The organism is Caulobacter endophyticus, from assembly GCF_029543245.1.
Classification (GTDB): domain Bacteria; phylum Pseudomonadota; class Alphaproteobacteria; order Caulobacterales; family Caulobacteraceae; genus Caulobacter; species Caulobacter endophyticus_A.
This window is the reverse complement of sequence record NZ_JARQWV010000009.1, coordinates 137,271-156,748: the sequence shown is the minus strand read 5'-3', so window position 1 is coordinate 156,748 and position 19,478 is coordinate 137,271. Positions and strand designations below refer to the sequence as shown.

Here is a 19,478-nt window from a genome sequence, read left to right as displayed (position 1 = left end):
GTCACGGCGCGTAACGCCGTGCCGTCAGAGCGTGAGCGGCGCGCGCCGAGGCGGGGCAGGGCGCTTCAGCGCGCCCTGGCGGCCGTAAGCGATCCACCAGACGCCGAGGGCAGTGAAGAGGCCCGCGCCGATGCACAGCGGCCAGGCGAGATCGGGCGGCAGCATCTTCTGGCGCAGCGTATACCAGGCGACCGTGAGGCCGGTCGCCGTCCCGACCAGGGCCGCCGCCCAGGCGTAGTGGATGTTGAAGCGGTCGAGGATCGCCCAGGCGGTCATGGCGACCAGGACGAACGGCCAGCCGATGAAGGCGCCGAAGACCACCATGACCGGAATCAGGGTCAGGCCGTCGTTGAGCGACGAGGACGGCTGGCCGGCGTAAATGCTCCAGTAGACGGCCTGGCTCAGGATCACTGACGGCGCAGCGAACGAAAAGATCGTCGCCAGGAAGACCCGGTTCGGCGTGGTTCTTCGCCCTGTCCGCTGCATGTTCACCTTCCCGTTAGCGCGAGCCGCATTCGGCGGGAAGGCGGTGCAGACGGCGCGGCGAAGGCGGTGGAGAAACGGTGCAGAGTGGGCGTCAGCCGAGCTTGCTGCGCACGTCCGTCAGGATCCGGCCCAGCAGGTTCTCGCCCTTCCAGTCCTGCGCCTGGTGAACGGCCGGATCGTCCACCGACAGGCCGACGCCCCAGATCCAGTCGCGAGGATTGGCCTCGACCAGCATGGCCTCGCCGGTGGCCAGGAGTTGGCGGCGCGCGCCGTCGTTCTGGCCGAACTTCGCCAGGCTGCCGCGATGGACGATGTCGACCTTCCAGGTGTCCCAGGCCTCCTGCTCGAAGCCGGCGACCGTCTGTCCCAGGCGCTTCTGCACCGAGGGATCGGGCGTGGCCAGGATCGCAGTCGCGACCGCCTCGTCGCCGAACAGGCGCGCCTTGCCGTACATCATCCACTGCTCGGCGGTGGCGAAGTCGAGGCCCTCCAGCGTGAAGGGCGTGGCGTGCCACTGGCTGAACACGTCCTTCAGGAAGGGATGGAAGCTCTCGTACGCGGACGGATGAGGAAGGTCGGCAGTCGTGACCCTCACGCCGCCTCGCCCTGGGTGTAGCCGAGCTGCTTGTTCAGCTTGTCGAGCAGCTCGATCACCGCCTCGGCGATCACCGTGCCGGGCGGGAAGATCGCCGCGGCGCCGGCGTCGCGCAGGGCCTGGAAGTCCTGCGGGGGGATCACGCCGCCGACCACCATCATGATGTCGGCGCGGCCTTGCTTGCCCAGTTCCGCCTTCAGTTCGGGGGCGAGCGTCAGGTGGCCCGCCGCGAGCGAGCTGGCGCCGACGATGTGGACGTCGTTCTCCACGGCCTGGCGGGCGGCTTCGGCCGGGGTCTGGAACAGCGGGCCGATGTCGACGTCGAAGCCGAGGTCGGCGAAGGCGGTGGCGATCACCTTCTGGCCGCGGTCGTGGCCGTCCTGGCCCATCTTGGCGACCAGGATGCGCGGGCGGCGGCCGTCGGCCTGGGCGAAGGCCTCGACCATGGCCTTGGCGCGGGCGGTGGTGGGATCGGAACCGGCTTCCTTCATGTAGACGCCCTGGATCGACTTGATCTCGGCCCGGTGGCGGCCGAACACCCGCTCGAGCGCGTCGCTGATCTCGCCGACGGTGGCCTTGGCGCGGGCCGCGTCGACGGCCAGGGCCAGGAGGTTGCCCGAGCCGCGCGCCCCGTCTTCCAGCGCCTGCAGCGCGGCCTTCGTCGCGGCCGGATCGCGTTCGGCCTTCAGGCGGGCCAGTTTCTCGAGTTGCTGGTTGCGCACCGAGCTGTTGTCGACCTTCAGCATCGGGATGACGTCGGCCACCTCGGGCTTGTAGCGATTGACGCCGACCACGCTCTGGCGATTGGAGTCGATGCGGGCCTGGGTCTTGGCGGCGGCTTCCTCGATGCGCAGCTTGGGAATGCCCTGCTCGATGGCCTTGGCCATGCCGCCGGCGGCCTCGACCTCCTCGATGTGGGCCAGGGCCTTGACCGCCAGGTCGTGGGTCAGGCGCTCGACGTAGTACGAACCGCCCCACGGGTCGGCGACGCGGGTCGTGCCGCTTTCCATCTGCAGGAACAGCTGGGTGTTGCGGGCGATGCGGGCCGAGAAGTCGGTGGGCAGGGCCAGCGCCTCGTCCAGGGCGTTGGTGTGCAGGCTCTGGGTCTGGCCGTTGACGGCGGCCATGGCCTCGACGCAGGTGCGCGAGACGTTGTTGAACACGTCCTGCGCCGCCAGCGACCAGCCCGAGGTCTGGCTGTGGGTGCGAAGGCTGAGCGAGCGGTCGTCCTTGGGCTCGAACTCGCGCTTCATCAGCCGGGCCCACAGCAGGCGCGCGGCCCGCATCTTGGCTACTTCCATGAAGTAATTCATGCCGATGGCCCAGAAGAACGACAATCTGGGGGCAAACGCGTCGATGCTCATGCCGGCCGCGACGCCGGCCCGGGCGTATTCGATGCCGTCGGCGAGGGTGTAGGCCAGCTCCAAGTCGGCCGAGGCCCCGGCCTCCTGCATGTGGTAGCCGCTGATCGAGATCGAGTTGAACTTGGGCATGTTCGCCGAGGTGAAGGCGAAGATGTCCGAGATGATCCGCATCGAGGGCGCGGGCGGATAGATGTAGGTGTTCCGCACCATGAACTCTTTGAGGATGTCGTTCTGGATCGTGCCCGACAGTTTGTCAGGCGTGACGCCCTGCTCCTCGGCGGCGACGATGTAGAGCGCCAGGATCGGCAGCACCGCGCCGTTCATGGTCATCGACACGCTCATCTTGTCGAGCGGGATGCCGGAAAACAGCGTGCGCATGTCCAGGATCGAGTCGATCGCCACGCCGGCCATGCCGACGTCGCCCTTCACCCGCTCGTGGTCTGAGTCATAGCCGCGGTGGGTGGCCAGGTCGAAGGCCACCGATAGGCCCATCTGACCGGCCGCCAGGTTGCGGCGGTAGAAGGCGTTCGAATCCTCGGCCGTGGAGAAGCCCGCGTACTGGCGGATCGTCCACGGGTTGGTGACGTACATGGTCGGGTAGGGGCCGCGCACGAAGGGCGCGACGCCGGGGCGGCCGTCGGTGAAATCGAGGCCCGCCGCATCCTGAGCGGTGAAGGCGGGGGCGACGTCAACGCCCTCGGGCGTGCTCCAGGCCTTGCCGGCGGCGGGCGCGGGCGTCGGTTCAGGCGTCTCGAAGGCGATGTCGGCGAAGTCGGGGAACTTGCTCATGGCTCAGGCTCCCTCGAAGGCGGCGGCGAAGCGGATGGGCGTCAGGGGCGGGCAGCGGCTGTCGGGGCCGGGCAGGCGCGGGTCGGGACCATCGACGGCGAAGGCGGCCGGATCGGGCGTCTCCACATCGGGCGTCTTGTCGTCGGCGTTGGGGAAGGCGGTGACGCCCAGGATCTTGCGGCTCTTGTCGGCGAAGGAGGCTTCCTGGCCTTCGCGCGTCTCGGCGACGATGTCGGCGATCAGGCCGCTTTCCAGCGCCTTGATGATCCCGCCGTCGGCCTCGATGGCCTGGAAGCCGCCCCAGGCGGCGCGGGCCAGCTGGTCGGTCAGGGTGTCGAGATACCAGGCCCCGCCGGCCGGGTCGGCGACACGCCCCAGGTGGCTCTCCTCCATCAGGACGAGCTGGGTGTTGCGGGCCTGGCGGCGGGCGAAGGCGGTCGGCAGGCCGATGGCGTCGGTGAAGTTTCCGAGGATCACCGTATCAGCGCCGCCCACCGCGCCGGCGAAGCCGGCGGCGGTCAGGCGCAGCAGGTTGGTCCAGGCGTCGGCCCGGGCCAGCATCCGCTGTGAGGAGCGGGCCTCGATGCGGGCGGGGACGTCGACGCCGCAGGCCTTGGTCAACTGCGCCCACAGCGACCGAACGGCGCGCACCTTGGCCACGCCCGTGAAGTATTCGCCGTCCAGGCTGACGCCCAGCACGATCCGCGACCAGGCGTCTTCCATCGACAGGCCTGAACGGACCAGGGCCTTGGCGTAGGCGACGGCGCCGGCGGCCATCACCGCCAGCTCCTCGGCGTTGGAGCCGCCGGCCTCGTGCACCGCGCGGCCCGTGGCCAGGAACAGGCTGGCGGTGGCGTAGGTTTCGGCCAGGCGCGCGCCAACCGTGGCGGCGCTGAACAAGTGGCTCTCGATCGGGCCGGGACTGACGCCGGCCTGCATCCAGGCGGTCAGCGGATCCATGTGGAAGGCGAGGGGAGCGTTCGGCGCGGCCTTGGCCAGGCTGGCCAGCCAGTCGGCGGCCTTGGGGCCCAGGAAGCCGGCGTCCAGCGCCACGGGCGCCAGGTCGAGCAGCACGCCGTCAAGCACGCGGGCCAGGTCCTCGCGCGAACCGACGGCGACGCCGGCCTCACCTGTCGGATCGAGCGCCAGCAGCACCGAGGCCGCGCCGTTCTCCAGGTCCTTCAGGATCTCGCCATTGGCGTGCTTGGGATCGGGATGGGCGACGCGGGTGCGCAGGTCCCAGGGACGGTCGATGTCGCGGGCGCGCAGGTCGCGGGCCACGGTCACGGCGTCGTCGGCGGTGTAGAGCGGGCGGATGGCGACGCCGTCCGGCGTGGCGCGCGTCAGGGTCTCGTCGAAGTCGGCCCCTTTCAGGGTCTTTTCGACCAGTTTCAACCACTTGGCCTGGGCCAGGGCTTCGTCGGGCGGGCCGAAGTCGTCGGCCAGTTGGGCGGGCGCCTCGCTCACGACGGGGTTCTCCTGCAGTGCGGCATTCTTCTATTTTGACGCAGTTGCGCGCCTGCCGCCACGGAGGTCAAGCGCTTGCAAGTCCCATGAACAGGCGTTTAAGCTAACGCTGTTAACATGCGCGGCGCGTGACGTCGCGGAACGAGGAGATCCCCGTCCCATGGCCCTGCCGCCCATCCTGCGTGACCGTCTGCGCCTGCCGGTGATCGCCTCGCCGCTGTTCATCATCAGCAATCCGGACCTCGTCATCGCCGAGTGCAAGGCCGGCATCGTCGGCTCGTTCCCGTCGCTGAACGCCCGCCCGCTGTCGCAGCTGGACGAGTGGCTGGCCCGCATCACCGAGGAACTGGCCGCCTGGGACAAGGCCCATCCGGACATGCCCTCGGCCCCGTTCGCCGTGAACCAGATCGTCCACAAGACCAACAACCGGCTCGAGCAGGACATCGAGCTGTGCGTGAAATACAAGGTGCCGGTGGTGATCACCTCGCTGGGCGCGCGCGAGGACCTGAACCAGGCGATCCACTCGTACGGCGGCATCACCCTGCACGACGTCATCAACGACCGCTTCGCCCGCAAGGCCATCGAGAAGGGGGCCGACGGCCTGATTCCCGTGGCGGCCGGCGCCGGCGGCCACGCGGGCGCGATCTCGCCCTTCGCCCTTGTGCAGGAAATCCGCACCTGGTTCGACGGCCCGGTGGCCCTGTCGGGCGCCATCGCCAGCGGCCGCTCGATCCTGTCGGCCCAGGCCATGGGCGCGGACCTGGCCTATATCGGCTCGGCCTTCATCGCGACGGAAGAGGCCAATGCGCCCGAGGCCTACAAGCGGACGATCACCGAGGCCAACGCCAGCGACATCGTCTATTCGAACCTCTTCACCGGCGTGCACGGCAACTATCTGCGCCAGTCGATCGTCGCCGCGGGTCTCGACCCCGACAACCTGCCGGAAAGCGATCCCTCGAAGATGAGCTTCGGCTCGGGCGGCAACCAGGACGCCAAGGCCTGGCGCGACATCTGGGGCTCGGGCCAGGGCATCGGTGCGATCAAGGAAGTGCTGCCGGTCGCCGAACGCATCGCCAGGCTGGCGGAAGAATATGAGGACGCAAAGGCCGAGCTGGCGGCCAAGACCGCGCTGACGGCCGGCAACCGCCTGGCTTTCGCCGCCGAGTAGGACGGGGATGGAGCCGGGGACAAAGGTGGCTTCGTCCCCGGCGACTCCGGCGCGGCGATCCTTGGCGGGTTCGAAACCCGCCAGGAGCGCCTCATGTCCGACGCCGCCACGCCCCGTCTTTCGCTGCCCTATGTGGCCGCGGGGCAAGCCCAGAAGCATGTCACCGTCAACGAGGGCCTCGCGCGGCTGGACGGCCTCGTTCAGCCCTGCGTGATCAGCCGCACGACCTCGGGCCAGCCGTCCGCGCCCGCCGACGGCGCCATGTGGATCCGTCCCGCCGTCGCGACCGGCGCCGACTGGGCGGCCGCGCCCGCCCACAGCCTGATGCGCTTCGAGGCCGGGGCCTGGGAGGCCATCGCGCCCGCCGCCGGCTTCACCGCCTGGATCGCCGACGAAGGCCAGATGGCCGTGTTCACCGGCTCGGCCTGGGTGGCGCTGTCCTCGACTTTCCGGAGCCTGACCGCCGCCCGCTCGCCGTTCGGCGCCGACATCCGCGTCGAGATCGTCGAGGTCGAGGCGACGCTCACGGGCGCCTCGGTGACCACGGCCGCCGTGATCCCGGCCCGTTCCATCGTGCTGGGCGTCTCCACCCGCACCAGCGCGGCCGTCACCGGCGCGGTCTCCTACAGTTGCGGGATCGCCGGCGAGACCGGCAAGTTCGGCGCCTCGCTGGGCGTGGCGCTGAACGCGTCGAACATCGGCGTGGTGGGGCCGACGGCTTTCTACGTCGACACGCCGGTGGTGCTCACTGCGGCCGGCGGCAACTTCGTTTCCGGCAAGGTACGGGTGTCGATCCAGATGCTGCGGTTCGAAGCGCCTGCGGCGGTTTAGGATCCCTCTCTCAAAGAGAGAGGGGCGTGGAGCGTCCGCCAGCCGACCACCCTGCAACTTGCGAATGGCTCTCTGCTTGATCCTGAGGGCGGCGGCGGGTACACGGCCGGCATCCCTTGGGGAGTAGCCGCCCGCGCCTATCAGCGGGGCCCGCCGTCAACATACTTGGCTCTTCGGATCCATGGCGCGGGCGAGGAAAGCACCGACAGCTTTCCTGGCGAGACCAATGGCGTCGTTTTCCGTCCGGGCTGGGCGGGGAAACGGTCGCTGTTGTCTTGTCTGCGCTCGGCCCCGCAACGGTGTTTCATGGAATCCCTGCTCGTCTCGACCCTGGTCGTGGCCATCGCCGAGATCGGCGACAAGACCCAGCTTCTGGCCATCATCCTGGCCACGCGGTTCAAGAAGCCGGTCCCGATCATCCTGGGCATCCTGGTCGCCACCCTGCTGAACCACGCCCTGGCGGCGCTGGCCGGTTCGCTGGTCGCCCAGTACCTGCAGGGCGCCTGGTTCCAGTGGCTGATCGCCCTGTCGTTCATCGCCATGGCCGCGTGGGCGCTGATCCCCGACAAGGCCGACGACGAGGACGGCGGCAAGGTCGGTCGCTACGGCGTGTTCGCCACTACGGCCGTCGCCTTCTTCCTCGTCGAGATGGGGGACAAGACCCAGATCGCCACCGTGGCCCTGGGCGCGCAGTTCCACAACGTGACCCTGGTGGCCGCCGGCACGACGCTGGGCATGATGCTGGCCAATGTGCCGGCCGTGTACCTGGGCGAGGCGGCGACCAAGATCGTGCCGCTGAAGTACGTGCGCATCGGCGCGGCGCTGATCTTCCTGGGCCTGGGCCTCTGGGGCATCGCCAGCCTGCTGGGCCTCTTCAAGTAATGACGGAAGCGGGGGCGGGGGCTATTCACGGGGCGAACTGATCCGGAGCCCCCGCCTCATGACCCTCGACGATCCGCGCGCGACCGGCTGGGAATTCTGGATCGATCGCGGCGGCACCTTCACCGACATCGTCGCCCGCCGGCCCGACGGCCGCCTGGTCACCCACAAGCTGCTGTCGGAGAACCCCGAGCAGTACGAGGACGCCGCCGTCGCGGGCGTCCGCGCCCTGCTCGAACAGGGCGGCGGTGGGATGGTCGAGGCGGTGAAGATGGGCACCACGGTGGCCACCAACGCCCTCCTGGAACGCAAGGGCGAGCCGACGGTCCTGGCGATCACCAAGGGCCACGCCGACGCCCTGCGCATCGGCCAGCAGGCTCGGCCCAAGCTGTTCGACCGCAACATCGTCAAGCCCGAGGCCCTCTACACCCGCGTCGTCGAGATCGACGAGCGCGTCGGCGTCGACGGCGAGGTGGTGCGTCCGCTGGACGAAGCCGCCGCCCGCGAAGGCCTCAAGGCCGCGTACGACGCCGGCTTCCGCGCCGTGGCCATCGTGTTGCTGCACGGCTTCCGCTTCACCGACCACGAGGCGCGGGTGGCGACGATCGCCCGCGAGGTCGGCTTCACCCAGGTGTCGGCCAGCCACGAGGTCAGCCCGCTGATGAAGCTGGTCGGGCGCGGCGACACGGCGGTGGTCGACGCCTATCTGTCGCCGATCCTGCGCCGCTATGTCGACCAGGTCGCCTCGCGCCTGGGCGAGGAGACGCGGCTCTTCTTCATGCAGTCGAACGGCGGTCTGACCGACGCGCGGGCCTTCCGCGGCAAGGACGCCATCCTGTCGGGTCCGGCCGGCGGCGTGGTGGGCATGGCCAAGACGGCGGCCGAGGCGGGGTTCAGCCGCGTCATCGGCTTCGACATGGGCGGCACCTCGACCGACGTCTGCCACTATGCCGGCGAGTACGAGCGGGCCTACGAGACTGTGGTGGCCGGCGTGCGGATGCGCGCGCCGATGATGAACATCCACACCGTGGCGGCCGGCGGCGGCTCGATCTGTTCGTTCGACGGTGCGCGCCTGCGGGTGGGACCGGCCTCTGCCGGGGCCAATCCGGGTCCGGCCTGCTATCGGCGCGGCGGGCCGCTGACGGTGACGGACTGCAACGTCATGCTGGGCAAGCTACAGCCGGAGTTCTTCCCGCACGTCTTCGGCCCCGACGCCGACCAGCCGCTGGACCGCGATGTGGTGGTCGAGCGCTTCGAGGCCCTGGCGGCCGAGATCGCGGCGGCCACCGGTCGCGTCATGAGCCCGGCCGAGATCGCCGAGGGCTTTCTGACCATCGCCGTCGAGAACATGGCGAAAGCCGTGCGCCAGATCTCGATCCAGCGCGGCTACGACGTCACCCGCTACGTGCTGGCCTGTTTCGGCGGGGCGGGCGGGCAGCATGCCTGCCTGGTGGCCGACGCCCTGGGCATGAAGACGGTGATGATCCACCCGTTCGCGGGCGTGCTCAGCGCCTACGGCATGGGCCTGGCCGACCTGCGCCTGCTGCGCGAGACCACCATCGAGCAGCGCCTGGACGAGGCCGCCGCGACCCTGCCGGCCCGCGCCGCCGTCCTGGCGGCCGAGGCGGAAAGCGCCCTGCGCGCTCAGGACGCGCCGCTGGTGAAGGTTGAGACCGAGGCTGCGCTGCTGCTGAAGTACGCCGGCACCGACACCCCTCTGCGCGTGCCGCTGACGGATGCGGAAGGCGTGAAGGCCGCGTTCGAAGCGCTGCACCAGCGCCGCTTCGGCTTCGTCTCGCCGGCGACGCCGCTGGTGGTCGAGACCCTCAGCGTCGAGGCGATCGGCCATGCCGACGCCGGAGCGGCGCTGGAACCTAAATCCAGTGCGTCTACGGGGGCGCCAGAACCGCTCGCCGAAGTCCAGGTCAGGCTGGCTGGATCGACGTATGCGGCACCCGTCTTCGATCGCGATGAGATGGCCGTCGACGCCGAAGTGTCGGGCCCCGCCATCATCCGCGAGGCCACCGGCACCACCGTGGTCGAACCTGGCTGGCGGGCCAAGGTCGATGCGCACCTGAATTTGATCCTCGACCGCGTCGAGGCCCTGGCCCCCCGCCGCGCGGCCGGCACGCAGGCCGATCCGGTGATGCTGGAAGTGTTCAACAACCTCTTCATGGCCGTAGCCGAGGAGATGGGGTTCGCGCTGCAGAACACCGCCTATTCGGTGAACATCAAGGAACGCCTCGACTTCTCCTGCGCTCTGTTCGACCGCGACGGCAACCTGATCGCCAACGCCCCGCACATGCCTGTGCACCTGGGCTCGATGGGCGACAGCGTGCGGGCGATCCGCGATGGCAGGGCCAATGACGGTCGAGGCATGAAGCCCGGCGACGTCTATATGCTCAACGCCCCCTATGCCGGCGGCACCCACCTGCCGGACGTGACGGTGGTCATGCCGGTGTTCGACGCAGCCGGCGCCTTGCTGTTCTACGTCGCCGCGCGCGGCCACCAGGGCGACATCGGCGGGATCACGCCGGGCTCGATGCCGCCGGGCAGCAGGACGGTTGAGGAGGAGGGCGTCCTCATCGAGAACTTCCTGCTGGTCGAGGGCGGGCGGTTCCTGGAGGCGCAGACGCGGGCGCTGCTGGCCTCGGGCAAGTGGCCGGCCCGCAATCCCGACCAGAACATCGGCGATCTGAAAGCCCAGGTCGCCGCCTGCGCGCGCGGCGCCGAAAGCCTGACCGGCCTGGTCGCCGAGTTCGGCCAGGACGTGGTCGAGGCCTATATGGCCCACGTGCAGGACAACGCCGAGGAGGCCGTGCGCCGCGTGCTGGCCAGGCTGTCGGACGGCGCCTTCGCCTACGAACTCGACGACGGCAGCGTGGTGAAGGTGGCGATCACCGTCGACCAGGCCGCCCGCACCGCGCGGGTCGACTTCACCGGCACCAGCGACCAGGTTCCGACCAATTTCAACGCTCCGGCCTCGATCTGCCGGGCGGCGGCTCTGTACGTCTTCCGCACGCTGGTGGACGACGAGATCCCGATGAACGACGGCTGCCTGCGGCCGGTCGAGCTGGTCATTCCCGAGGGCTCGATGCTCAAGCCGCGCTATCCGGCGGCGGTGGTGGCGGGCAATGTCGAGACCAGCCAGGTGGTGGTCGACGCCCTCTATGGCGCGCTGGGCGTGATGGCCGCCGCGCAGGGGACGATGAACAACTTCACCTTCGGCGACGAGCGGCGGCAGTACTACGAGACCATCTGCGGCGGGGCCGGGGCGGGGCCGGATTTCGACGGCGCCGACGCCGTGCAGACCCACATGACCAACAGCCGCCTGACCGATCCGGAGGTGCTGGAGACGCGCTATCCGGTGCGGGTCGAGGCGTTCTCGATCCGGCGCGGCTCCGGCGGGGCGGGCGAGCATCGAGGCGGCGACGGGGTGGTGCGCACCATCGGCTTCCGCGAGCCGATGACCGTGACCTTGCTGTCCAACCGTCGCCGCGTGGCGCCGTTCGGCCTGCATGGCGGGGCCAGCGGCGCGTTGGGGCTGGCGCGGATCGAGCGGGCGGACGGCTCGGTGCAAGTCCTGGCCGCCACCGACGAGGCGCAGGTCGCGGCCGGCGACCGGGTGATCATCGAGACGCCGGGCGGCGGGGGCTGGGGGGAGGCCTGAGCCGCGAAACCTCGTCCCCATCGGGTCGCGCCGCTGGCGCGGCCCGCCCGAGGGCATGCTTCGACAAGCTCAGGATGAGGTTTCTACTGCATCTATCCTAGACCAACGATACTCAAGCCCTTGCCTTGATCCTCATCCTGAGTTTGTCGAAGGACGAGGATCACGCACCACAGACTAGGACGCCCACATGACCGACATCGCCCGCCGCACCTTGATCGGCGCCGCCGGTCTCGTCGTCGCCACGCCGGGCCTGGCCCTGGCCGCCGGCAAGCCGCGCGTGGCGATCCAGACCAGCGCCGGCCTGATCGTGGTGGAGCTGGAGGACAAGAAGGCCCCGATCACCTCGGCCAACTTCCTGCGCTATGTGGACGCCAAGAAGTACGACGGCGGGACCTTCTACCGAGCCTCGCGGACCAAGGGCGTGAAGGGCGCGGGCTCGATCCAGGGCGCGCCGCCGCCGCGCGCGCGCCGCTTTGCGCCGATCGCTCACGAAAGCACGACCAAGACCGGCATCCGCCACAAGCCGGGCGTGATCTCGATGGCCCGCAACGCGCCGGGCACGGCGACGTGCGACTTCTTCATCTGCGCCAGCGCCATGCCGTATCTCGACGCCCATCCGGGCGCGAAAGGCGACAACCTGGGCTTCGCGGCCTTCGGAACCGTGGTCGAGGGCCTGCCGATCGTGAAGAAGATCCTGGCCATGCCCACCGGCGGGCCGGCCTATACCGAGGCGATGAAGGACGAGATGCTGAAGGCGCCCGTCCAGATCATCGGCATGAAGAGGGTCGGCTAGTCCCGCATCTGATCGCCTGTCGGACACGTAGCTGCCTTTGGGGGCCGTTCCTGGAGGCGACCTTGCGGACACTATCGCTCCTGACTCTGGTGTGCTTCGGCGTTTCGCCGGCCGCCGCCTTCGAGCTGTCGCCGCAGGCCCGCGCGACGCTGTCCCGTGGTGAGGCCCATGCCGAGGTCGCGCCTGATCCGGCCGGTGCGACCGGCGGTCAGGTCCGAGGCGTCGTCGACATCCCCGCGTCACCGGACAAGGTATGGGCGGTGCTGACCGATTGCGCGAGCGCGGCGCGGATGATCACCAACCTGGAACGCTGCGTGGTGCTGTCGGGCGATCAGAAGCGGGGCTGGGACGTGCGCGAACATGTCACGCGCAAAAGCCTGCTTTTCCCGCGCATGCGCATCGTTTTCCGGTCGGACTACGAGGACCGCCGACGCATCCGCTTCCGTCTGGTCGAGGGTGACCTGAAGGCCGAGGAGGGCGAGTGGCGCCTGCAGCCCCTGAACGGTGGCGCGGGCACGCGGGTGTTTTATGAGAACCGCCTGGCCGTCGACTGGGCGATCCCCAAGGCTCTGCTGCGCGCGGGATTGCGCAAGGATACGCCCAAGGCCCTGACCAGACTGCGCGAAGCCTGTCTCGAGGCCGCCTAGTCTTTCTCGGTGAGCCTTGCCTCCAGCCGCGCCAGCGTGGCCTTCAACTCTTCCTGCTCGGCGTGGCTGAACTCGTTGGCGTCCTTGATGCAGCGCGAGCATATGTTGCCGATCAGCAGCGGCAGGATCAGCAGCAGGGTGACGTGCATCAGGATCACCGCGGTCACCCGTCCGCCGACAGTGGCCGGATACATGTCGCCGTAGCCGACGGTGGTGGCCGTGACGCACGCCCACCAGACGCCGTCCAGATAGGGCTTGCCCTCGAAGAAGGCGTAGGAGCCCGCCGCCGCCAGCAGCACTACGAGATAGAGCGTCAGCAGTTCGCGGACGGTGTCGAGATACTTGAGCATCGTGGGTCTCGCTGGCTTCTACGGCGCGATCACCCGGCGGGCGCGGATGGCGATCTGGCCGTCGATATTCATCAGGTAGCTGCCTGCGGCGGCCTTGCGGATCTCGACCTTGGAGCCGGGCTTGGGCGGCGAGGGCAGGTCGCGATCGTCGGACTGTCGCCAGGTCGCGCCGTCGGCCAGGGTCAGGAGCCAGCGACCGTCGGCGCCGCGAACGGCCTTGGTCACCTGGCCCGTGATACGGTCGAGCTCGTCGCTCTTCTCGCCGCGGTCGAAGATCGACAGGGCCGAAAGATCAAGGCCGAAGGCCTGGCGACGCGCGGCCTGGGCCTGCTGGCGATCGACGATGATGACCTCGCCCTTCTTCTCGGCGGTGGTGATGGAGTCGACCGCAGCGTCGTAGCAGGCCAGCCGCTTGTCGTTCTCTGCGATCGCCCGGCAGTCGAGCAGGGCTTTCAGGGCGGGGGCCACGGGAGCCGCGGCCTGAGCCGCGCCGACCGCGAGGGCGGCTGCCACGCCGGTTGCGGCGACCGCGCGGGGCGAGGGGAGACGGAAGAGAGTCATCGCGGCGCTCCTTGAGGCTCGTCGATCAGCCAGCCGGTGACCGACAGGCGCTTGGCGGCGGCATAGGCGGCGACCGGCGCCACGGAGTGGTCCTTGGGCACCTTGAACAGGGTCAGGACATTGAAGCCGGGCATGAAGCCCCGCTCGATCTGGCCTTCGGCGTCGTGGAACAGCAACTGGCCGCCCCAGTCGGGGCGCCAGGCGCGGGTGAAGCCGAGCGTAAAGGCGGCCAGACGGGTGTCGCGGCCATGCTTGTCGTCGTGCAGCGTCAGGAAGTCGCCCGGACGATAGTTCGAGGCCTGGGCGCGAACGCCGGCCACGCGCGGGGCGCCGATGACCTGCGCACCGAAGTCCAGAAAAGCCCGGCCCTGCACGAGGTCGGTCAGGGCATGGACGGGGCCGGAGGGATCGCGGGCGTACTCGTCCTGCAGCGGGTAGGACAGGTGGATGAACGAGAAACCCCGAGACGCCCTTTTCAGGGCCCCTTGCAGGAACTGGCGCACGGCCTGATCGCCGAACTTGCGGATCGCCTCGTTGGTGATGACCAGGGTTTCGTTCTTTTCGTCCGGAGCAACGATCGCCCAGGCCGAAATACCGTCCAGCAGGGCGGCGGCCGAATCGGCGTCGGCCGGTTCGAGAAACACCGGAATCTGCACCACGCCCTCGCGGGCGAAGGTTTCGGCGAACGGAGAAGGATCAAGGTCGGCGCGGATGCGCAGGACGGGTTTGAAGGCCGTCATAGGGCGGCTTGGTTCACGGCGAATCTCCCCCCGTCGCGACCCGGGCGACGATGGGTTCTAGCTAACAGATCGGCGTTCGCTGGTTCAATCGCCCCTTGCGGGTTCCATCTGTCCGGCGCCGAAAAAACGGGCGCCGGCTTGTGGCGGTCTGCCGCGAAGATCGCGCCAGGATATCCATCATTACCAAATTGCAATGTTATCTGTTCGCTTGTATTGAGTTCAAAATCAGCAATCGCCAGTTTTCGTATACCGTCGACAACGCAACGTCGGGCCATAGATTGCGTGGCTTAGCTGGAACAAATTGCCTCGATTGCTCAATTGATCTGTCGAGGGGGCTTTTTCGATTATCGATAAGGTCGACTGCACTCATTTTCGCGATCTGAACTCAATTTCATCCAGAATGGGCGATTGCTGAGCAATATGTGGCGCGTTTGGGGCGGAGTGCGTCCCTTTTGTTACAGTGTGAAGCAAATGTAATCTGACGCTTCAGGGCAAGATTGACCCCGGTTCGCCAAACGCCGTTCATGCGCGCAGACCCGCTTCGAGCCCGACGCGGGGGGGCAAAATGCGCCGCACGGGGGAACACGAGCGGCGCTGCTATATGTTTTGGAGGTCTGATGTTGCACGCCTTGTCCACGCGTAAGCGTTTGCTTGCGTCCACCCTGCTGTGTGGCGTGATCGCGCCGGTCGTGGTGGCCTCGCCGGCTTTCGCGCAGGAAGAACCTGCCGCGGTCGAGGAAATCGTCGTCACCGGTTCGCGCATCGCGCGTCCTGACCTGACCTCCAGCAGCCCCGTCGCCGCCGTCGGCGAGAAGGAACTGCAGCAGTCGGGCGTGGTGAACACCGAAAACCTGATCAACACCCTGCCGCAGGCCGTCCCGGGCATCACCTCGACGGTCAACAACGGCAGCAACGGCACGGCCACGGTCAGCCTTCGCGGCCTCGGCGCCAACCGCACCCTGGTGCTGGTCGACGGCAAGCGTCAGACCCCGACCACCCAAGCCGGCGCCGTCGACATCAACCTGATCCCGCCGGCCCTGATCAAGCGCATCGAAGTGCTGTCGGGCGGCGGTTCGGCCGTGTACGGCTCGGACGCCATCGCCGGCGTCGTCAACTTCATCCTGAAGGACGACTTCGAGGGCCTGGAAGTGTCGGCCGGCTATCAGGCCACCGACAAGGGCGAAGCCCCCATCTACTCGGGCTCGATGACCTTCGGCGCCAACTTCGGCGGCGACAAGAAGGGCAACGTCGTCCTCAGCCTGGGCTACAACAAGCGTGAAGCCCTGACGCAAGGCGAGCGCGGCGGCATGCTCAGCACCGCCTGGGGCGACAACCCCGCCCGCAACGGCCTGGTGCCCAGCGGTTCGGGCTCGAACGAGCAGGGCCAGGTTGGCGCTTTCGTTTCCGGTCGTTTCGTGGCGCTGGGTAACAACAACCCGGCCAACACCGCGCTGTTCCTGCCGGACGGCAACGTGCGCATCTACAACCCCACGACCGACACCTACAACTTCGCGCCGGTCAACTACGTCCAGACCCCGCAAGAGCGCTATTCGGTCACCTCGCTGGCCAGCTATGAAGTCAAGCCGGGCCTGATCGCCTACGCCAAGGGCAACTTCGTCAGCAGCAAGGTCGTCACCCAGCTGGCGCCGACCCCGATCGGCAACCGCACCTTCCGCTTCACGCTGGACAACAACCCGTTCCTGACGGCCGCCGCCAAGACGGCGCTGAACAGCCTGGGTTCGCGCACCGCCTACACGATCCCGTCGAGCGCTTCGTGGACCGCCGGCACCTTCACCGACGTGGACAGCGACGGCGACGGCCTCTACGACACCGTCACCGGCGTTTTCAACCGCCGCCTGTCGGAAGTCGGTCCGCGTATCTCGCGCTACGACTTCACCGGCTTCCAGCTGCAGCTGGGTCTGAAGGGCGAAATCGAGGCCATCAACGGCGGCTTCGACAGCTACTTCCAGTACGGCAACACCCACGGCAGCAACTCGCTGCTGGGCGACACCAGCCTGGCCCGCATCCAGCAGGCCCTGCTGCTGAACGCCAGCGGCACCGGCTGTCTTGACCCGTCGGGCGGCTGCGTGCCGATCAACCTGTACGGCCAAGGCAACATCTCGCAGGCCGCCGCGAATTTCATCAAGACGCGCATCAACTCGGCGCAAGACTACGAGCAACTGTATGCCGGCCTGGTGTTCAACGGTGACACCAGCAACGCCTTCTCGCTGCCCGCTGGTCCGATCGGCTTCGCCATCGGCGCCGAATACCGCGCTGAAGACTTCGCCTTCAACCCGAGCCAGGACCTTGCCACCGGCAACCTGACCGGCTTCAACGCCAGCCCGCCCGTCACGGGTCGCTTCGACGTCTACGAAGCCTACGCCGAAGTCGCGGTGCCGATCCTGAAGGACCTGCCGCTGGTCAAGTCGCTGGATCTGGAACTGGCCGGCCGTATCTCGGACTACACCACCCAGCCCGACCCGGTTAAGACCTACAAGGTCGCCGGCACCTGGAAGCCCATCGACGACCTGATGGTTCGCGTGTCGTACAACAGCGCCATCCGCGCCCCGTCGATCGGTGAACTCTACGCGCCGCAGTCGAACGGCTTCCCGGCCTCGACCGACCCCTGCTCGAACCGCGCCGTGGTCACCGCCGCGATCCGTCAGGCCTGCATCAACTCGGGCATTCCGGCGGCTCTGGTCGGCAACCTCAACGCCAACCAGCAGACCCAGACCCTGTCGGGCGGCAACCCGAACCTGAAGCCGGAAAAGGCCAAGACCACCACGGTCGGCGTCGTCTACACGCCGTCGTTCGTCTCGGGCCTGTCGCTGACGCTGGACTACTTCAACATCGAGCTGAAGGACGCCATCGACACCTTCGGCGGCGGCACGGCCAACCTGATGGGGGTCTGCTACGGCCCGATCGTCAACGGCAACCCGAACTCGCCCTACTGCCAGGCCATCAACCGCCTCGGCAACGGCAGCATCGACTACGTCTCGTCGATCAACCAGAACGTCGCTGAGCGTAACGTCGAAGGCTTCGATTTCGGCGTGACCTACCGCACGCAATTGGAAGACATCGGCCTGCCGGATTGGGGCTCGCTGTCGGTTCGTTCGCTGTATACCAACACCTGGGAATACACGATCATCCCGGACGACATCTCGCAGCCGATCAAGTGCGCCGACAAGTTCGGTACGCGTTGTAACCCCAACGTTAACCCGCTGCCGCGCCACAAGATCAGCAGCTCGGCCAACTGGCGCTTCAAGCAGTTCGGCGTGAACCTGGTCTGGAACTACCTGGACGACGTGCAGGACGACTCTTCGGCGGTGTTCACCGTCGAGAAGATCGGCGCGAAGAACTACTTCGACCTGTCGGCCGACTGGGACGTCAACGACAACCTGGCCTTCACCGGCGGCGTCAAGAACCTGACCCAGGAAGCCTATCCGATCCTGGGCGGCAACGCCTCGCCGTCGAACAGCGGCTATCCGGCCGTCTACGACGTGCTGGGCCGCGTGTTCTTCCTGAACGCGCGCCTGCGCTACTGATCCTGGACGGCGCGCTCCGAAAGGGGCGCGCCGGACCTTGGTCCTTACGAAAGCCGGCGGCCTTGCGGTCGCCGGCTTTCTTCGTTTCGGGCTCAGCCGCGTCGGGCGGCGGCCGAGGCCAGATAGAGCTCCAGATTGGTGTAGCCCGAGCCGTCCTCGGCCAGGGCCGCGCCATCGGCGGGGGACTTCGGATCAAGGCCGTGGGCCTTTTCCCAGGCGTCGGGAATGCCGTCGCCGTCGCTGTCCTTCGCGACTTTGCCCGCCGGCAGGACGGGCCAGCCGCCGACGTCGTTCTGGCTGTTGATCACCTTGCCGGTGCGGTCGCGCACGCCGGCGACGATGCGGGCGTCGACGCTGTCGCGGAACACCGAGGCTCCGGCCTGCGCCAGCACGCGCTCGTAGGCCAGGGCGGCCGGCTCGGGCTTGACCGGGCCGACCTCGACGGGCGTCGCCAGGCGATAGCCGGCGGGTTCGGGGATCGTGAAGATCACCAGGCTCCAGGGATCGGCGGGCACGTTGGTCAGCATGCTGTTACCGCCGAAATAGGCCCTGGCCAGGCTGTTGCTCTCCTGGAAGGCCACCGGCTTGGTGCTCTGCGGACCCATGATGTAGGCGTTGTCGACGAAGTTGTACGCCACCATCGCCGCCTTGTCGGCGTCGTAGCCCGCGTGGCCCTTGCCCCAGTTGTAGAAGACGTTGGAGCGGAAGTCGAAGAAGGCCCCGACCGGGTCCTTGTCGGCGCCGTCATAGTTGCCGGGGCGGGGCATGCGGGCCATGTGGTTGGCCCACAGGTTGTGGTGGAAGCTGATCCTCGAGCCCTTGCCGCCGCGGATCAGGCTGCCGTAGCCGTGATCGCCCTTGGCGTGCAGCGAGTGGGCCATGGACTCGGCGATGATCGACCACTGCACCGTGAGGTCGAAGAAGCCCTGGCCCTCCTCGCCGTAGCGGGCCGAGGCCGACAGGGTCTCGTCCACCGACCAACTGGCCGAGACGTGGTCGAGAATGATCCTCCGGCCGTTGTTGATCCAGATCGCGTCGCTTTCGGTCTTGCTCTCGTCGCCCAGGCGCGAGCGGATGAAGCGGATGACCACGTCGTCGGCCGAGACGACGAGGGTATGGTCGCGCAGGGTGATCCCGCCGCCGGGCGCAGTCTGGCCGGCGATGGTGATGCGCGGCTCGCTGATCTTCAGGTCCGACTTCAGCTGGATCGTGCCGGCGACCTCGAAGACGACGGTGCGAGGCCCCTTGGCCTCGACGGCGGCGCGCAGGGAGCCTGGGCCCGCGTCGTCCAGGTTGGTGACCTTGATCACCGCGCCGCCGCGGCCGCCTTGCGAGAACCGGCCCGCGCCCTCGGCGCCGGGAAAGGCCAGGGTCTGGGCGGGTGTTTGGGCGGCGGCCTGTCCGGCGAGGCCCAGCAAGGCGACGGCGGCGGCGCCGGACAGCAGGCGATGAAAGCGGATCATGGCGCGGTTCTCCCCGAGACCGGCGAGCGTCGTGCGCGCATCGTCCGGATGGCGCGACCCTGCCCGCGCCGCCGGGGAATGTCCACCGGTGTCATTTCGCGTCTGCGCGTCGCCCGGTGTGACGATAACC

General features: G+C 68.3%; 15 protein-coding genes. 7 read left to right on the top strand and 8 right to left on the bottom strand.

From position 1 onward, the window contains the following. Positions 1-24: 24 nt before the first annotated feature. The 4 genes from P7A99_RS10695 to P7A99_RS10680 form a co-directional block, all read right to left on the bottom strand. Positions 25-486 carry a hypothetical protein gene (locus P7A99_RS10695; RefSeq protein WP_277793865.1) on the bottom strand — a complete coding sequence of 154 codons (462 nt, stop codon included), beginning with the start codon at positions 484-486 and terminating at the stop codon, positions 25-27. A 91-nt stretch (positions 487-577) separates the two neighbouring features. Next, the gene (locus tag P7A99_RS10690; RefSeq protein ID WP_277793864.1) at positions 578-1,081 is read right to left on the bottom strand and encodes an NADAR family protein; all 504 of its coding nucleotides are present in this window, start codon (positions 1,079-1,081) and stop codon (positions 578-580) included. Continuing rightward, positions 1,078-3,234, bottom strand: coding sequence for a methylmalonyl-CoA mutase (gene scpA / locus P7A99_RS10685; protein WP_277793863.1), 2,157 nt, complete (start codon positions 3,232-3,234; stop codon positions 1,078-1,080). The genes P7A99_RS10690 and scpA overlap by 4 nt, the downstream gene beginning before the upstream one ends. A 3-nt stretch (positions 3,235-3,237) precedes the next feature. Then, entirely contained in the window at positions 3,238-4,680 is a 1,443-nt protein-coding gene (locus P7A99_RS10680) for a methylmalonyl-CoA mutase family protein (RefSeq protein ID WP_277793905.1), read from the bottom strand. A gap of 181 nt (positions 4,681-4,861) precedes the next feature. On the opposite strand from P7A99_RS10680, the gene P7A99_RS10675 reads away from it, so the two are divergent. From P7A99_RS10675 to P7A99_RS10650, 6 genes are all read left to right on the top strand, one after another. Then, complete coding sequence (locus P7A99_RS10675) at positions 4,862-5,869, top strand: NAD(P)H-dependent flavin oxidoreductase (protein ID WP_101712541.1); 1,008 nt, start codon at positions 4,862-4,864, stop codon at positions 5,867-5,869. A 93-nt stretch (positions 5,870-5,962) separates the two neighbouring features. After that, on the top strand, positions 5,963-6,700 hold the full coding sequence (locus P7A99_RS10670; RefSeq protein WP_277793862.1) for a DUF2793 domain-containing protein: 738 nt from the start codon (positions 5,963-5,965) through the stop codon (positions 6,698-6,700). 306 nt (positions 6,701-7,006) lie between these two features. Further along, entirely contained in the window at positions 7,007-7,582 is a 576-nt protein-coding gene (locus P7A99_RS10665; RefSeq protein WP_277793861.1) for a TMEM165/GDT1 family protein, read from the top strand. A gap of 58 nt (positions 7,583-7,640) precedes the next feature. Beyond that, a complete protein-coding gene (locus P7A99_RS10660) occupies positions 7,641-11,249 on the top strand; it encodes a hydantoinase B/oxoprolinase family protein (RefSeq protein ID WP_277793860.1) in 3,609 nt (1,202 codons plus the stop codon). Positions 11,250-11,436: 187 nt separating this feature from the next. Continuing rightward, positions 11,437-12,042 (top strand): peptidylprolyl isomerase, encoded by a 606-nt coding sequence (locus tag P7A99_RS10655; RefSeq protein ID WP_277793859.1) that lies wholly within the window; start codon positions 11,437-11,439, stop codon positions 12,040-12,042. Positions 12,043-12,104: 62 nt separating this feature from the next. Beyond that, the gene (locus P7A99_RS10650; RefSeq protein WP_277793858.1) at positions 12,105-12,689 is read left to right on the top strand and encodes an SRPBCC family protein; all 585 of its coding nucleotides are present in this window, start codon (positions 12,105-12,107) and stop codon (positions 12,687-12,689) included. Here the strand turns inward: P7A99_RS10650 and P7A99_RS10645 are convergent. From P7A99_RS10645 to P7A99_RS10635, 3 genes are read right to left on the bottom strand one after another with little or no spacing between them, the layout of a single operon-like run. Next, the gene (locus P7A99_RS10645; RefSeq protein WP_277793857.1) at positions 12,686-13,039 is read right to left on the bottom strand and encodes a potassium channel family protein; all 354 of its coding nucleotides are present in this window, start codon (positions 13,037-13,039) and stop codon (positions 12,686-12,688) included. The genes P7A99_RS10650 and P7A99_RS10645 overlap by 4 nt on opposite strands. An 18-nt stretch (positions 13,040-13,057) precedes the next feature. Further along, positions 13,058-13,600: a hypothetical protein gene (locus tag P7A99_RS10640; protein ID WP_277793856.1), complete on the bottom strand. Its 543-nt coding sequence runs from the start codon at positions 13,598-13,600 to the stop codon at positions 13,058-13,060. Next, a complete protein-coding gene (locus P7A99_RS10635) occupies positions 13,597-14,340 on the bottom strand; it encodes a 2OG-Fe(II) oxygenase family protein (RefSeq protein WP_277793855.1) in 744 nt (247 codons plus the stop codon). The genes P7A99_RS10640 and P7A99_RS10635 overlap by 4 nt, the downstream gene beginning before the upstream one ends. 617 nt (positions 14,341-14,957) lie before the next feature. Between P7A99_RS10635 and P7A99_RS10630 the strand changes: the two genes are divergently transcribed. Next, complete coding sequence (locus tag P7A99_RS10630) at positions 14,958-17,885, top strand: TonB-dependent receptor (RefSeq protein ID WP_277793854.1); 2,928 nt, start codon at positions 14,958-14,960, stop codon at positions 17,883-17,885. A 92-nt stretch (positions 17,886-17,977) separates the two neighbouring features. Here the strand turns inward: P7A99_RS10630 and P7A99_RS10625 are convergent, their stop codons facing one another. Continuing rightward, the gene (locus P7A99_RS10625; RefSeq protein ID WP_347276689.1) at positions 17,978-19,348 is read right to left on the bottom strand and encodes a pectate lyase; all 1,371 of its coding nucleotides are present in this window, start codon (positions 19,346-19,348) and stop codon (positions 17,978-17,980) included. Positions 19,349-19,478: the final 130 nt, after the last annotated feature.